Source organism: Pseudomonas sp. NFR09 (assembly GCF_900111535.1).
In the GTDB taxonomy this organism is placed as follows: domain Bacteria; phylum Pseudomonadota; class Gammaproteobacteria; order Pseudomonadales; family Pseudomonadaceae; genus Aquipseudomonas; species Aquipseudomonas extremorientalis.
Map to the genome: position 1 here is coordinate 33,977 of NZ_FOIH01000009.1, position 13,988 is coordinate 47,964.

The following is a 13,988-nucleotide window of genomic DNA, read 5'->3' on the forward strand; positions in this document are numbered from 1 at the left end:
TTACCTTAGGAGCACAGCATGACTAACAAAATCATCCTTGCACTCGAAGCAGAGCAGATGACCAAAGAGATCCCTACCTTTGCCCCGGGCGACACCATTGTCGTTCAGGTGAAAGTGAAGGAAGGCGACCGTTCGCGTCTGCAAGCGTTCGAAGGCGTGGTAATCGCCAAGCGTAACCGTGGTGTGAACAGTGCTTTCACTGTTCGTAAAATCTCCAACGGTGTTGGCGTAGAGCGTACTTTCCAGACCTACAGCCCGCAAATCGACAGCATGGCCGTCAAGCGTCGCGGTGACGTACGTAAAGCCAAGCTGTACTACCTGCGTGACCTGTCCGGTAAAGCAGCTCGCATCAAGGAAAAACTGGCTTAAGTCCAGCTTTCCGATGCAGAAAAAAGCAGCCTACGGGCTGCTTTTTTGTGCCTGCGATTTGAGGTCCGAGATAGGATGCCAGCAGCCTCTCCCACTTTTCTGTTCGAGCCCCCTATGCCTGCCATTGACCACCCCCTGATCGACCGTTTCCTCGACGCCCTGTGGCTGGAAAAAGGCCTGTCGGACAACACCCGTCAGGCCTACCGCAGCGACCTGGCGCTGTTCAATGGCTGGTTGCAGGAGAAAAACCTCGAACTGATCAACGCCGGCCGCGAGCTGATCCTCGACCACTTGGCCTGGCGTCTGGAGCAGAACTACAAGCCACGTTCCACCGCGCGATTCCTCTCTGGTGTGCGTGGTTTTTATCGCTATCTGCTGCGGGAAAAGCTGATCGCCCTCGACCCCACCCTGCAAGTCGATATGCCACAACTTGGCAGGCCATTGCCCAAATCCCTGTCGGAAGCCGACGTGGAGGCGTTGCTCGCCGCCCCCGACCTCAGCGAAGCCATCGGTCAGCGTGACCGCGCCATGCTCGAAGTGCTCTACGCTTGTGGCCTGCGGGTGACCGAGCTGATCAGCCTGACGCTGGAGCAGGTCAACCTGCGCCAGGGCGTGTTGCGGGTAATGGGCAAGGGCAGCAAGGAACGGCTGGTGCCGATGGGCGAGGAGGCGATTGTGTGGGTCGAGCGCTACATGCGCGATGCTCGAGGCGAACTGCTCGGTGGGCGCCCAAGCGATGTGCTGTTCCCCAGCCTGCGTGGCGAACAGATGACTCGCCAGACCTTCTGGCACCGCATCAAGCACCAGGCCAAGGTCGCCGGGATCGGCAAGGCGCTGTCGCCGCACACACTGCGCCATGCATTCGCCACGCATTTGCTCAACCACGGTGCGGATTTGCGTGTGGTGCAGATGCTGCTCGGCCACAGCGACTTATCCACCACCCAGATCTACACCCACGTGGCGCGCGCGCGTTTGCAGGATATGCACGCCAAGCACCACCCGCGAGGCTGAAAACGTCCAATTTATCCGGCCGCGGGCTGCCCTGCGGCCCAACTGTGGTAGGCTTTGCCGGTTAGCAAAGGGGACGACCCAGACCTGTGTTTCCAGGCAGTGTCACTGCGCGTCCCTGCATCTGCCTTCAGGAGTTCCCATGCGCTTGACCCAGATTATTGCCGCCGCAGCCATTGCGTTGGTTTCCACCTTTGCCTTCGCCGATGACGCTGCCGAGCAGACCATCCGCAAGAGCCTGGCCAACCTGCAACTCGACACCCCGATCGAGAGCATCAGCGCCAGCCCGATGGCCGGCCTGTACGAAGTCAAGCTCAAGGGCAGCCGCGTGCTGTATGCCAGTGCCGATGGCCAGTACATCGTCCAGGGCTACCTGTTCCAGTTGAAGGACGGCAAGCCGGTCAACCTGACTGAAAAAGCCGAACGCCTGGGTGTTTCCAAGCTGATCAATGGCATTCCAGTGGCCGAGACCGTGGTGTACCCGGCTATCGGTGAGACCAAGACCCACATCACCGTGTTCACCGACACCACCTGCCCGTATTGCCACAAGCTGCACGCCGAAGTGCCTGCGCTGAACAAGCTGGGCGTGGAAGTACGCTACGTAGCGTTCCCGCGCCAGGGCCTGGGTTCGCCGGGTGACGAACAGTTGCAAGCCGTATGGTGTTCGGCCGACAAAAAAGCGGCCATGGACAAGATGGTCGACGGCAAGGAAATCAAGGCTGCCAAATGCGCCAACCCGGTCTCCAAGCAGTTCGCCCTGGGCCAGTCCATCGGCGTCAACGGCACACCGGCCATCGTTTTGGCTGACGGCCAAGTGATTCCGGGCTACCAGCCGGCACCACAAGTTGCGAAACTGGCGCTGAGTGCCAAATAAACCAGCATCGTCGAACCTTTGACGATCATGGCCTGTGGATAAGTCGACAGGCCACTAATTGAAAGCCGCAGTCGTGCGGCTGTTTTCCACGGCCGACCTCGTGTCGGCCGTTTCATGGGGAGTTCTTCAGTGAAACCGGTCAAAGTAGGCATCTGTGGGTTAGGGACCGTCGGTGGCGGCACCTTCAACGTACTTCAGCGTAACGCTGAAGAGATTTCCCGCCGTGCAGGGCGTGGAATTGAAGTGGCACAAATTGCCACGCGTTCGCCAAAGCCTCAGTTCGAAACGACCGGTATTGCGATGACCAACGATGTCTTCGCCGTTGCCACCAACCCTGAAATCGATATCGTGATCGAACTGGTGGGCGGGTATACCGTGGCCCGCGAGTTGGTACTCAAGGCCATCGAAAACGGCAAGCATGTGGTCACTGCCAACAAGGCACTGATCGCGGTGCACGGCAACGAAATCTTCGCCAAGGCCCGTGAGAAGGGCGTGATCGTGGCGTTCGAGGCTGCGGTGGCTGGTGGCATTCCGGTGATCAAGGCGATCCGTGAAGGCCTGTCCGCCAACCGCATCAACTGGGTGGCCGGCATCATCAACGGCACCGGCAACTTCATCCTCACCGAAATGCGCGAGAAGGGCCGGACCTTCGAAGACGTCCTCTCCGAAGCCCAGGCCCTGGGTTACGCCGAAGCCGACCCGACCTTCGACGTGGAAGGTATCGACGCCGCGCACAAGCTGACCATCCTGGCGTCCATCGCCTTTGGTATTCCGCTGCAGTTCGACAAGGCCTACACCGAAGGCATCACCAAGCTGACCACCGCCGATGTGAACTACGCCGAAGCCCTGGGTTACCGCATCAAGCACCTGGGCGTGGCGCGCAGCACCCCGGCCGGTATCGAACTGCGGGTACACCCGACGCTGATCCCGGCCGACCGCCTGATCGCCAACGTCAATGGCGTGATGAACGCCGTAATGGTCAACGGTGATGCGGCCGGTTCGACCCTGTTCTACGGCGCCGGTGCCGGCATGGAACCCACCGCTTCGTCGGTGATCGCCGACCTGGTGGACGTGGTCCGCGCCATGACCAGCGACCCGGAAAACCGTGTGCCGCACCTGGCCTTCCAGCCGGATTCGCTGTCGGCCCACCCGATCCTGCCGATCGAAGCCTGCGAAAGCGCCTACTACCTGCGCATCCAGGCCCAGGATCACCCGGGCGTACTGGCCCAGGTGGCGAGCATCCTGTCTGAGCGCGGTATCAACATCGAGTCGATCATGCAGAAGGAAGTCGAGGAGCAAAACGGCCAGGTGCCGATGATCTTGCTCACCCATCGCGTGCTCGAACAGCATATCAACGATGCCATCGCCGCCCTGGAAGCCCTGCAAGGCGTGGTCGGGCCGGTGGTGCGGATCCGCGTCGAACACCTGAACTAATGGTTTTGCGGCAAGGGCCCCGCAAGTTCGGCGGCCCTTGTTCAAGAATGCTCTAGAGGAGCCAGTCATGCGTTATATCAGCACCCGCGGCCAGGCACCGGCCCTGAATTTCGAAGACGTCCTGCTGGCAGGCCTTGCCACGGACGGCGGCCTGTACGTGCCGGAAAACCTGCCACGTTTCACCCAAGAGGAAATCGCATCCTGGGCTGGCCTGCCATACCACGAACTGGCGTTCCGCGTGATGCGCCCGTTCGTCACCGGCAGCATTCCGGACGCCGATTTCAAGAAGATCCTGGAAGAAACCTACGGCGTGTTTTCCCACAACGCCATTGCACCGCTGCGCCAACTGAACGGCAACGAATGGGTCCTGGAGTTGTTCCACGGCCCGACCCTGGCGTTCAAGGACTTCGCCCTTCAACTGCTGGGTCGTCTGCTGGATTATGTGCTGGAGAAGCGCGGCGAGCGCGTGGTGATCATCGGCGCCACCTCCGGTGATACCGGTTCGGCGGCCATCGAAGGCTGCAAGCACTGCGAAAATGTCGACATCTTCATCCTGCACCCGCACAAGCGCGTGTCGGAAGTGCAGCGCCGCCAGATGACCACCATCTTTGGCGAGAACATCCATAACATCGCCATCGAAGGCAACTTCGATGACTGCCAGGAAATGGTCAAGAACAGCTTCGCCGACCAGAGCTTCCTGAAAGGCACGCGCCTGGTGGCGGTGAACTCGATCAACTGGGCGCGGATCATGGCCCAGATCGTCTACTACTTCCACGCCTCGCTGCAGTTGGGCGGCCCTGCACGTTCAGTGTCTTTCTCGGTGCCGACCGGCAACTTCGGCGACATTTTCGCCGGTTACCTGGCGCGCAACATGGGCCTGCCGATCAACCAGTTGATCGTCGCTACCAACCGCAACGACATCCTGCACCGCTTCATGAGCGGCAACCAGTACGTCAAGGAAACCCTGCACGCGACCCTGTCGCCGTCCATGGACATCATGGTCTCGTCCAACTTCGAACGCCTGCTGTTCGACATGCACGGCCGCAACGGTGCGGCGATTGCTGGCTTGATGGACACCTTCAAGCGCGGCGGCGGTTTCAGTGTGGATGAAGAGCGCTGGACCGAAACCCGCAAGCTGTTCGACTCCCTGGCCGTGGACGACGCGCAGACCTGCGAAACCATTGCAGACGTCTATGCCCAGTCCGGCGAGCTGCTCGACCCGCACACCGCCATCGGTGTGAGGGCCGCCCGTGAATGCCGTCGCAGCCTGGATATCCCGATGGTCATCCTGGGCACTGCCCACCCGGTCAAATTCCCGGAAGCGGTGGAGAAGGCCGGTGTTGGCAAGGCGCTGGAGTTGCCAGTGCACCTGGCCGACCTGTTCGAGCGTGAAGAGCGTTGCACGGTGTTGGCTAATGACCTGACGGCCGTGCAGGCGTTTGTGAGCCAGCATGGCAACCGGGGTAAGCCGTTGTAAGGCACACCGCGTAGACAAAAACGCCGCTTGCCCTTCCCTGGGTCAGCGGCGTTTTTCGTTTATGGCAGGCCCCGCTTGGTATGCGCGGCTACGTGAGTAGTTTCTGCACGATGGCCAAGACAGCGCTGAACGCCGTAAACATGGCCATGACGACACCCAATGGATACCAGAAATTCTCACGGGTTATCTTGTGGGTCTCGGCAGCGAGTTTGCGTTGCTCCGCATAAATGCGTGATATGTCGGCGTGAATCTTCTCTAGCGCAGCTTGCTCTTTGTCGTGTTCCAGCATCGTCTTCATCCTTCACAGTAAGGGCCTTCTGACATGCGCTTTTATCTGCTTGGCAGCGTCACCAGCGCTCACCGAGTAAAGGATCCACCTCTGATCTGACCCTTGGGCAAAACCCAAAACGACTTGCCAGTGCGTAAGCAGTTATGTGCCGTCGTTTTTAGGTTGTCATGTTGCAAGCGCATGCTGGAATCCGTCACCCCCTGACGGCCCCATAAAGACGATAAAGCGAACTTTCCTACGTCACAAACAGTCACTTAGGATAGATGCAGCTCCCGTTGAAACGATTGTTCCCGAACTATTGAGTGGTGATCGAGATGGAAAGTATCAGCCTATTGCTCGAAGAAGCACTGAGCCCTTATCAGGTTACGCTGACCACCTCTGGTGCGCAGGACGAGTGCCTGGTAACCGTGAAGAATCCTGCTGGCGCCATCGTGGTCGAGCGTGACGTCGACCGCGCCCAATTGATGGACAAGCGCGTACTGGTGGATGTGGTGGACTGCCTGCTGCGTGACATCAAAATTGCCGAAGGACGTCTGGAGCCTTCGGTCATCGCGGCCTTGCGCAACGCAGCCCTGACTCGCAACGCCACCGCCGCATGAAGAATTGTTTAACTGTGGAAACTTCCTACAGCGCGGCCGGTCAGACTTTGTAACAGCAAGAGCAAACATTGTGCTCCGGTGTTTGTGCCTTGCTGTACTGGTCTTTGTAGGCCACGTTTAACCCCAAAGTGTCTCCCCACGCTTTGGGGTTTCTTTTTGCCTGCGATTTGTCAGGCAAGTCATCTGGCACAGGGCATCTGGTGCCAAAGCCTGGCGGAATGGGACATCAGATCGCGCCTTCCTCGCGCAAGCGCACAATGGCGGCCGCGTCGTAGCCCAGGCCAGCGAGCACTACGCTGTTATGTTCACCCAGTTGCGGCCCCACCCATTCGCAACTGCCCGGCGTGTCCGACAGCTTGGGCACGATGCCCGGCATCTTGAATTCCTTGCCGCCGGGAAGCCGGGCCTTGAGGAACATCTCCCTGGCGAGGAATTGCGGGTCGCCCAACATGTCCTCGGCGCTGTAGATCCGGCTGGCAGGCACCTCGGCTTTGTTCAACAGGTCGACCACCTGGTCCAGCGGCAGCGAATTCACCCAGCGATCTATCACTCCATACAGCTCGTCACGGCGGCTATCACGCCCGTCGTTGCTGGCCAGCACCGGATCGTTGGCCAAGTCCTCACGGCCAATGGCCGACATGAAACGCTTGAAGATCGCATCACCGTTGGCGCCGATCTGTACATGCTTGCCGTCGGCGCTGGTGTGGATGGAGGAGGGCGTAATGCCGGGCATGATGTTGCCGGTGCGTTCGCGAATAAAGCCGAACACGTCGAACTCGGGGATCATGCTTTCCATCATGGCGAAGATGGCTTCGTACAGTGCCACATCCACCACTTGGCCCAGGCCACCGTTGACCTCGCGGTGACGCAGCGCCATCAGCGCGCCGATCACTGCCCACAATGCGGCAATCGAATCGCCAATGGAAATGCCGGTGCGCACCGGCGGGCGGTCTTCGAAACCGGTGATGTAGCGCAGGCCGCCCATGGACTCGCCGACTGCACCAAACCCGGGTTGGTCTTTCATCGGTCCGGTCTGGCCGAAGCCGGAGAGACGTACCATCACCAGCTTGGGGTTCAGCGTGTGCAGGGTCTCCCAACTCAGGCCGAGCTTTTCCAGCACGCCGGGGCGGAAGTTTTCGATCAGGATGTCGGCGTCCGCCAACAGTTGTTTGAGAATGGCCAGGCCGTCCGGGTGCTTGAGGTTCAGCGTCAGCGACTGCTTGTTGCGCGCCTGCACGAACCACCACAGCGACGTGCCCTCGTACAGCTTGCGCCATTTGCGCAGCGGGTCGCCGCCGTCCGGCGATTCGACCTTGATCACCTCGGCGCCGAACTCCGCGCAGATTCGTGAGGCGAACGGGCCGGCGATCAGGGTGCCGAGTTCGATGACTTTCAGGCCGGCAAGTGGTTTGGCATTGAACGACATGAGGATCCTTGTCTGCGCAGGGCGATGGTGTGATGCCTTTTAACATAGGCGAGCAGCCCAGGGCAGCGCAGGATTCGTTGATTGGCCTCGTCATCGGTTAGACTGGCCGCCTTTCCCTGTCTCTAGAAGCCCGTTCATGGCCCAGCCGTCCACGACCTACAAATTCGAACTCAACCTCACCGACCTCGACCGCTCGGTGTATGAGAGCGTCAAACAGACCATCGCCCGCCACCCGTCGGAAACCGAAGAGCGCATGACCGTGCGTCTGCTGGCCTACGCACTCTGGTACAACGAGCAGTTGTCGTTCGGGCGTGGCCTGTCAGATGTCGACGAACCAGCCCTGTGGGAAAAAAGCCTGGATGATCGGGTGTTGCACTGGATCGAAGTCGGCCAGCCCGATGCCGACCGCCTCACCTGGTGCTCGCGCCGTACCGAACGCACCAGCCTGCTGGCCTATGGCAGCCTGCGTGTGTGGGAAGGCAAGGTGGTGCCGGTGGCAAACAACCTGAAAAACGTACACATCGCCGCTGTGCCGCAGGAAGTCCTGGAGACTCTGGCCAAAGACATGCCCCGCGTGATCAAGTGGGATGTAATGATCAGCGAAGGCACGATCTTCGTCACCGACGACCGCGGCCAGCACGAAGTGCAGTTGCAGTGGTTGGTCGGCGAACGCGGTTGATTGAGTCGCCGCCGGTCACCTGTTTTATTTCCGTATCAGAAGAGAAGTTTTCGTCACCCCATGCGTATCGATCCCCGCCCGTTGCCTGCCGTCCTGCCGTTTCTCGGTGAATTGCCACCGCTGTTGACCCGCCTCTATGCTGCGCGCGGCGTGCAATCCGAGGCCGAGCTGGATAAAAGCCTGGCGCGGTTGATTCCCTATCAGCAGCTCAAGGGCATCGACGCGGCGGTGGACCTGTTGGTGACGGCGTTGGAGCAACGCCAGCGCATCCTCATTGTCGGTGACTTCGACGCCGACGGCGCCACCGCCAGCACCGTGGGCACCTTGGGCCTGCGCCTGCTCGGTGCGGCCCATGTCGATTACCTGGTGCCCAACCGTTTCGAATACGGCTATGGCCTGACCCCGGAAATCGTCGCGGTGGCCCTGCAGCGCGAGCCGCAGTTGCTGATTACCGTGGACAACGGCATCTCCAGCGTCGAAGGCGTGGCGGCGGCGAAAGCGGCGGGTTTGCAGGTGCTGGTGACCGACCACCACTTGCCCGGCGACGAGTTGCCGGCGGCGGACGCTATCGTCAACCCGAACCAGCCCGGCTGTGAGTTCCCCAGCAAGGCGCTGGCCGGCGTGGGGGTGATCTTCTACGTGTTGATGGCCTTGCGTGCGCGCCTGCGCAGCTTGGGTTGGTACGAGAACAAGCCACAACCGAATATCGGCGAACTGCTCGACCTGGTCGCCCTGGGCAGCGTCGCCGACGTGGTGCCTCTGGACGCCAACAACCGCATCCTGGTGCATCAGGGGCTGGAACGTATCCGCGCCGGTCGTGCACGGCCGGGGATCAAGGCGATCCTGGAAGTGGCCAAGCGCGATGCCGCGCGTATCACCTCCACCGACCTGGGGTTCATCCTCGGGCCGCGTTTGAACGCAGCCGGACGCTTGGACGACATGAGCCTGGGCATCGAGTGCCTGCTCACCACCGACGTGGCCGCGGCCCGTGAAATGGCCGCGCAACTGGACGGCATGAACCAGGACCGCAAATCCATCGAGCAAGGCATGCAGCGCGAAGCCCTGGCCCAGCTCAAGGACTTGCCGGTGGAGTCGATGCCCTACGGTTTGTGCCTGTTCGACCCGGAATGGCACCAAGGTGTGATCGGGATTCTGGCGTCGCGCATGAAAGAGCGCTATTTCCGCCCAACCATTGCCTTCGCCGACGCTGGCGACGGTTTGCTCAAGGGCTCTGGGCGCTCTGTGCAGGGTTTTCATATCCGTGATGCCCTGGCGGTGGTCGCCAGCCAGCATCCGAACCTGATCAGCAAGTACGGCGGTCACGCCATGGCGGCAGGGCTGACATTGCCCAAGGAAAACTTCCCGCTGTTCGCCGAAGCCTTCGATGCCGAAGTGCGTCGGCAACTGCGCGAAGAAGACCTGACCGGGCGCCTGCTGTCTGATGGCACCCTGGCAGTGGAAGAGTTTCACCTGGAGCTGGCCCGTGCGCTACGGCACGCCGGGCCGTGGGGGCAGCACTTCCCTGAGCCGTTGTTCCATGGCGTGTTTCAGTTGGTGGAGCAGCGCGTAGTGGGGGAGCGGCACCTGAAGGTCGTGCTCAAGAGCGAGTGCGGGTCGGTGAAGCTGGATGGCATTGCATTTGGCGTGGACCGTGAGGTCTGGCCGAACCCGACGGTGCGTTGGGTGGAATTGGCCTACAAGCTGGATGTGAACGAGTTTCGCGGGAATGAAACCGTGCAGTTGATGATCGCGCACATCGAGCCGCGTTAGATCTCACCAACACCACAAAACCAATGTGGGAGGGGGCAACCCCCCTCCCACATTTTGATTTGTGTAAGGCTCGGGCTTATTCGGTTTTGGTTTGGTGTTTGACGATGATATCCACCAACCGCTTGGCCAGCGCCGGGTAGTTCTCATCGAAGTGATGCCCGCCTGGCAACTTGATGGCTTCACCTACAGCCGTCTTGTCCGTGCAGCCACTCTCGTCGACTTCTTCGGCGCCGTAGATGCACACCACTTTGTCAGCCGGCAGTTTGGCCATTTCCGGGCCTGTGGCCGCTTCTTTGCCCGCGTTGCCCAGCCAGCCTTCGACTTCAATCTCGAAGCTGCCAGTGCGTGCGAATGCCAGCAGGATGATTGCGTCCACACGCTGCTGCTCGTTTTCCGGCAGGCGGTTGTAGATGGCCGGCAGTACATCGGCACCGAACGAATAGCCGGTCAGTACGAAGCGCTTGGTGCCCCACTTCTGACGGTAGTGCTGCATCAGCTCGGTGAGGTCCTTGGCGCTTTGTTCCGGGGTCTTGTGCTGCCAGTAGTAGCGTAGGGTGTCGATGCCCACCACCGGATAACCGATCTTGGCCATTTCACCGGCCACGTCACGGTCGAGGTCGCGCCAGCCGCCGTCGCCGGAGAGGAACAGGGTGACAGTGTCCTTGGCCTGGCCGGCCGGTACTTCAACCACCGGTATTGCCAGGCCGCCATTGTCCGAGCCCACCAGTTGCTTGCGCAGCTCGTTGTTCAGTACTTGCGGGTAGTGGATGTCGTAGTCGCTGATGCTGGTGGTGGCGCGCGGTGTGTCGCGTACGAAACTGGCGCTTTCATCGTCAGGGTTGTCGTTCCAGGCCACCAGCCAGTTGCCGTGGGCGGCTGTCTTCGGCAGTGGGTCCTTGCAGCCTTCCTGCACCAGGGCGAAGCCGACGGAGATGGCGTTGGCCTTGTCGTCGTTCTGGGTGGCCAGCCAGCGCCAGGCGAGGGCAGCGCCAGGGCCGATGCCGCTGACCAGTGTCGCCGGGCCCTTGAGCTGGGCCAGGGCGCCTTGCAGCGCTTGTTCCTGCAGCTTGCAGTCATCCTTGGGCAGGACCACCTGGACAATCTGCGCCTTGCCGCCTTGGCTCAGGGCAATCAACTGGCTGTCGGTCAGGGTTTCATCGGCCATTACGGCCACGGCCACGCGGGCTTTCGGCGTGCCGTTGGGGGTCACCCGGGTCATGACCGAACCGTCGGCCTGGGGCAGTTGCTCCAGCACCGGCTGAGGGGCAGGGCGGTTCCAGTACCAATAGCCGCCACCCAGGACCAGGGCGAGCAGCACTACAAAGGCCAATACATACCGCCAGGAGCGTCGAATCATCAGCGTTTCACCAATCCAGTCAAGCCGCCCGCGATCAGGGCGGCGGTATCGGCCAGTGCCACCAGCGGATCAAGTCCTGCGGGCACGGCCATGTAACGGGGTTCCCAGTCAGGCTGGAACTTGTCTTTGAAGCGGCGCAAACCTTGGAAGTTATACAGTTGCTCGCCACGGCGGAACACCATCGAGCCCAGGCGTTGGGTCAACGGGGCGCCGCGTCGTGGTTGCAGGCCCGACAACGGCACCATGCCGAGGCTGAAGCGGGCATAGCCGTGACTCTTATAATGTTGAATCAGGCCGACCATCATGAATTCCATGGTCAGCTTGGGCGCGTCTGGGTGGGCGCGCATCAGGTCGAGACTGGCCAGGTCATGGTTGTAGGTCTCGAGCAGGTTGGCGAAGGCCACCGGGCGCCCTTCGAAGCGAATGATCGCGATGCGAAAGTGCTTGAGGTAGTCGTCGCTGAAGCGTCCCAGGGAAAAGCCTTTTTCCCGTACGTTCTTGCCGGTCAGCCAGGCATCGGAGATCACCTTGAGTTCGTCCATCGGCGCCGTGCCCGGTTCGCAGATCTCCAGGGACAGGCCGTCCCGCGAGCCACGGTTCCAGGTGTAACGCAGGTCCTTCATCTCTTTGCCCTTGGCTTCCAGGTCAAAGCGTTTGAGGTCGACACGGGCTTCTTCGCCCAGTTTGATCGCGGTGAGGCCGATGTCCATGTAGTACGGCAGGTTCTCCGCACGCACCTGGTAGAACACTGGGCGGGCGTGGTGGATGTCGCATAGGTCTCGGAACTGCCAGATCATCTCGGCCCGTGGCTGGGTGGGGCCAATCGGGTCGTACAAGGCTACCAGGCTGCGGCCGCGACGGGCGTACATGAGGAAAGCTTCATCATTGGGGTGGAACAGCAGCGCCTTGTCGCCAGTGAGCGCCAGGCCGCCGTCAGGCTGGGAAGAGGCCATCAGGATCTTGCTGGCACGCTCCAGTTCATCGGGTGTCGGCAGATGGATCACCGGGCGCGCAGTACGCAGCAGCCAGGTCAGGGACACGATCACCAGCAACACGGCGGCGCCCAGCAGCGAGCGCAGGCCACGTGGGGCGTTGGCGTCCAGGGTGAACTGCCACCACAGCTGATGGCTGTACGGGACATCCTGGTAAGCAAACAGCAGCAGCCAGATCGACGCCCCGAGTACGCAGACACTGGCCACCAGGTACAGCGGCGAGAAGGGCAGCTCGGTGAGGCGGCTGGCGCGATAGAACGAGCGTCGGAAGATCGCCAGCAGGATCGCGGTCATGGTCATCAGGCTGGCTTCTTCCCAGTCGAAGCCTTTGAGCAGCGAGAGCAGGGCGCCCACCAGCAGCAGCACCATGGTCAGCATCCAGGCGGCCGACAGGCGTCGACGCAGGCCCTGGGCCAACAGCAGGCACAACACGCCGATCAGGCTGGCGCCAAAGTGCGAGGCGTCAATCAGGCGGTGAGGAATCAGGAAGCCGATGTTTTCCAGGCGTGAGTCGATTTCGGGCGTGGCGCCAGAGAACAGCAGGACCACGCCGGACAAAAAAACCAGGACGGCCAGTACCGGCGCTGCCAGCCCCGAGGCGACCCGCAGGCTTTGCTGGGTCTGGAACAGGCGCTGGGCTTCGTTGACCAGCAGGAACACGCAGGCGATCAGCAGAGGCAGCACCACGTAGATCATGCGGTACAGCAGCAGGGCGGCGGCCAGTGGCGCGGCGCCCAGTTTGTCGGCGAACGCCGCCAGCAGGATCGCTTCGAATACACCCACACCGCCCGGTACATGGCTGAGTACACCGGCGGCCAGCGCCAGCAGGTACACGAGCAGGAAGGGGCCGAAGGGCGGCGCCTCCGGCAGCAGCATATAAAGGACGGTAGCGGCAGCGGCAACGTCCAGTGCGGTAATGATCAGTTGCAGGAAGGTCAGGCGACGGCCCGGCAGGCGCAAGGTGCGGCGGCCGGCTTTTACCAACAGGTTGTCCGGGTAGGGTTGCTCCGGCAGGCGACGGCGATAAATGCCGATGCACAACACCGCCGACAACAGCAGCACCGCGCCAGCAATACCGCCCAGCACCGCTTGTGGCAAATGCAGGTAGGTTGATGCGGCGGGCAGGTTGCTCAGTGTTGCCAATGCTGCCAGTGGCGGCAGGGCAGTGCCCAGCGCCAGGCTGGCGAACACGGTCATATGGGCGACTTCGGATGCACCGATGCCATGGCGTGCATATAAACGGTAGCGCACCGATCCGCCGGAAAGCATCGACAGACCAATGGCATTGCCAATCGCGAAGGCGGTGAAACCACCGAGGGCCAGGGTCTTGGCGGGCAGGTTCACGCCGGCATAGCGGGCGCCGGAGAACTCATAGCCTAATAGAATGACAAAACCGGCAACGGCTGCGGCAAACGCACCGAGCAGGGCTGGCTTGGGCACTTCCAGGATCGAGTCGTGGAGCGCGTAGAGGTCCAGCTCCAGCAGCAGGTGGCGGCAGGCGATCAGGGCGATGGCAAACAGCAATAAGGTGACGGCCAGCCCGATAGGCTGCCGATACTTGCTCACCAGATCCAGCCAACGCAAGCGGGTGGGTGTGATCGGTTGTTCTGCTGTGACAGTGTCTTGTGTTTCAGACGAGTTGGCGCGCATCAATCACCTCGTGGATTGTGCGCGACAGGATGGAGGTATCCAGCCAAGTTACCAATCCCTATGG

At 61.3% G+C, this 13,988-nt stretch carries 12 protein-coding genes; 8 read left to right on the forward strand and 4 right to left on the reverse strand.

Annotation, left to right across the window (positions count from 1 at the left end; translation table 11 throughout):
* Window positions 1-18 precede the first annotated feature (18 nt).
* The 5 genes from rplS (at window position 19) to thrC (ending at window position 5,162) form a co-directional block, all read left to right on the forward strand.
* The gene (rplS, locus tag BMX59_RS19955) at window positions 19-369 is read left to right on the forward strand and encodes a 50S ribosomal protein L19 (protein WP_003175895.1); all 351 of its coding nucleotides are present in this window, start codon (window positions 19-21) and stop codon (window positions 367-369) included.
* Between the two features lie 114 nt (window positions 370-483).
* Window positions 484-1,380, forward strand: coding sequence for a site-specific tyrosine recombinase XerD (gene xerD, locus BMX59_RS19960; RefSeq protein ID WP_093125056.1), 897 nt, complete (start codon window positions 484-486; stop codon window positions 1,378-1,380).
* A gap of 139 nt (window positions 1,381-1,519) precedes the next feature.
* Entirely contained in the window at window positions 1,520-2,251 is a 732-nt protein-coding gene (locus BMX59_RS19965; RefSeq protein ID WP_010207987.1) for a thioredoxin fold domain-containing protein, read from the forward strand.
* 129 nt (window positions 2,252-2,380) lie between these two features.
* Window positions 2,381-3,685 (forward strand): homoserine dehydrogenase, encoded by a 1,305-nt coding sequence (locus BMX59_RS19970; protein WP_092246744.1) that lies wholly within the window; start codon window positions 2,381-2,383, stop codon window positions 3,683-3,685.
* A 67-nt stretch (window positions 3,686-3,752) separates the two neighbouring features.
* Window positions 3,753-5,162, forward strand: coding sequence for a threonine synthase (gene thrC / locus BMX59_RS19975; protein ID WP_092246747.1), 1,410 nt, complete (start codon window positions 3,753-3,755; stop codon window positions 5,160-5,162).
* 88 nt (window positions 5,163-5,250) lie between these two features.
* Here thrC and BMX59_RS19980 read toward each other — a convergent pair whose 3' ends face one another.
* Window positions 5,251-5,451: a hypothetical protein gene (locus BMX59_RS19980; protein ID WP_093125066.1), complete on the reverse strand. Its 201-nt coding sequence runs from the start codon at window positions 5,449-5,451 to the stop codon at window positions 5,251-5,253.
* Window positions 5,452-5,765: 314 nt separating this feature from the next.
* Between BMX59_RS19980 and BMX59_RS19985 the strand changes: the two genes are divergently transcribed.
* Complete coding sequence (locus BMX59_RS19985) at window positions 5,766-6,050, forward strand: DUF3509 domain-containing protein (RefSeq protein ID WP_092246752.1); 285 nt, start codon at window positions 5,766-5,768, stop codon at window positions 6,048-6,050.
* Between the two features lie 226 nt (window positions 6,051-6,276).
* Here BMX59_RS19985 and BMX59_RS19990 read toward each other — a convergent pair whose 3' ends face one another.
* Complete coding sequence (locus BMX59_RS19990; protein WP_093125072.1) at window positions 6,277-7,476, reverse strand: CaiB/BaiF CoA transferase family protein; 1,200 nt, start codon at window positions 7,474-7,476, stop codon at window positions 6,277-6,279.
* A 136-nt stretch (window positions 7,477-7,612) separates the two neighbouring features.
* Here BMX59_RS19990 and BMX59_RS19995 point away from each other — a divergent pair, with 136 nt between their 5' ends.
* Both BMX59_RS19995 and recJ read left to right on the forward strand, forming a co-directional pair.
* Entirely contained in the window at window positions 7,613-8,155 is a 543-nt protein-coding gene (locus BMX59_RS19995; RefSeq protein WP_032858231.1) for a YaeQ family protein, read from the forward strand.
* Between the two features lie 60 nt (window positions 8,156-8,215).
* Window positions 8,216-9,925: a single-stranded-DNA-specific exonuclease RecJ gene (recJ, locus tag BMX59_RS20000; RefSeq protein WP_093125076.1), complete on the forward strand. Its 1,710-nt coding sequence runs from the start codon at window positions 8,216-8,218 to the stop codon at window positions 9,923-9,925.
* A gap of 76 nt (window positions 9,926-10,001) precedes the next feature.
* Here recJ and BMX59_RS20005 read toward each other — a convergent pair whose 3' ends face one another.
* The gene (locus tag BMX59_RS20005) at window positions 10,002-11,282 is read right to left on the reverse strand and encodes a virulence factor family protein (protein WP_071489292.1); all 1,281 of its coding nucleotides are present in this window, start codon (window positions 11,280-11,282) and stop codon (window positions 10,002-10,004) included.
* Complete coding sequence (mprF, locus tag BMX59_RS20010; RefSeq protein ID WP_071489293.1) at window positions 11,282-13,924, reverse strand: bifunctional lysylphosphatidylglycerol flippase/synthetase MprF; 2,643 nt, start codon at window positions 13,922-13,924, stop codon at window positions 11,282-11,284. The genes BMX59_RS20005 and mprF overlap by 1 nt, the downstream gene beginning before the upstream one ends.
* Window positions 13,925-13,988 lie beyond the last annotated feature (64 nt).

Excerpts from the sequence above, each read along its gene's own strand:
- rplS (WP_003175895.1), top strand. The coding sequence starts at position 19 with ATGACTAACAAAATCATCCTTGCACTCGAAGCAGAGCAGATGACCAAA.
- xerD (WP_093125056.1), top strand. The coding sequence starts at position 484 with ATGCCTGCCATTGACCACCCCCTGATCGACCGTTTCCTCGACGCCCTG.
- BMX59_RS19965 (WP_010207987.1), top strand. The coding sequence starts at position 1,520 with ATGCGCTTGACCCAGATTATTGCCGCCGCAGCCATTGCGTTGGTTTCC.
- thrC (WP_092246747.1), top strand. The coding sequence starts at position 3,753 with ATGCGTTATATCAGCACCCGCGGCCAGGCACCGGCCCTGAATTTCGAA.
- BMX59_RS19980 (WP_093125066.1), bottom strand. The coding sequence starts at position 5,451 with ATGCTGGAACACGACAAAGAGCAAGCTGCGCTAGAGAAGATTCACGCC.
- BMX59_RS19985 (WP_092246752.1), top strand. The coding sequence starts at position 5,766 with ATGGAAAGTATCAGCCTATTGCTCGAAGAAGCACTGAGCCCTTATCAG.
- BMX59_RS19990 (WP_093125072.1), bottom strand. The coding sequence starts at position 7,476 with ATGTCGTTCAATGCCAAACCACTTGCCGGCCTGAAAGTCATCGAACTC.
- BMX59_RS19995 (WP_032858231.1), top strand. The coding sequence starts at position 7,613 with ATGGCCCAGCCGTCCACGACCTACAAATTCGAACTCAACCTCACCGAC.
- recJ (WP_093125076.1), top strand. The coding sequence starts at position 8,216 with ATGCGTATCGATCCCCGCCCGTTGCCTGCCGTCCTGCCGTTTCTCGGT.
- BMX59_RS20005 (WP_071489292.1), bottom strand. The coding sequence starts at position 11,282 with ATGATTCGACGCTCCTGGCGGTATGTATTGGCCTTTGTAGTGCTGCTC.
- mprF (WP_071489293.1), bottom strand. The coding sequence starts at position 13,924 with ATGCGCGCCAACTCGTCTGAAACACAAGACACTGTCACAGCAGAACAA.